This is a genomic window from Pseudoalteromonas sp. TAE79, assembly GCF_000498015.1.
Taxonomy (GTDB): Bacteria; Pseudomonadota; Gammaproteobacteria; order Enterobacterales; family Alteromonadaceae; genus Pseudoalteromonas.
In genome coordinates this window covers 1-501 of the sequence record NZ_AUTL01000018.1, presented here as the reverse complement: position 1 = coordinate 501, position 501 = coordinate 1, and the positions used below count along the sequence as shown (strand labels likewise).

The window sequence follows — 501 nt, the reverse complement described above, 5'->3', positions numbered from 1 at the left end:
ATAATCAAAAGATGATAAGGGTATTGTGAAGCAACCAAAAGATCGGTCAACCGATCAAAAATACCTTAACTGATCGGTGTTAACTGAAAAGTGGCTTTTTTTTGCTTTAAAGCATGCTAAATTAGCTGAAATTTATAAATGGAGAAACCAGTTGGAATTTTTATACGAATACGGTTTGTTTTTTGCTAAAACAATTACTTTTGTTATCGCTATAGCAGTTATTCTAATGCTAATAGTTGGCGCTGCAGTTAAGCCTAAAGCCAAAAAAGGTGAAATACAAATTGACGACATATCAGAGCAATTAGTTGATCTTAAAGAAAGCTTTCTACAAAATACGCTGGGTAAAAAAGAGCTTAAAGCACACCAAAAACAGCTTAAATCGCAAAGTAAAAAAGCAGATAAAGATGAGCCTAAACCTCGTTTATATGTAATTGACTTTGTAGGTAGTATGGACGCTCACGAAGTAGAAAGCTTACGAGAAGAAATAACAGCCATTATCTC

At 33.7% G+C, this 501-nt stretch carries 1 pseudogene; it reads left to right on the top strand.

The window, feature by feature from the left end:
• Positions 1-151 precede the first annotated feature (151 nt).
• A pseudogene (locus L655_RS0100355) lies at positions 152-501 on the top strand (protease SohB); the annotation flags it as partial.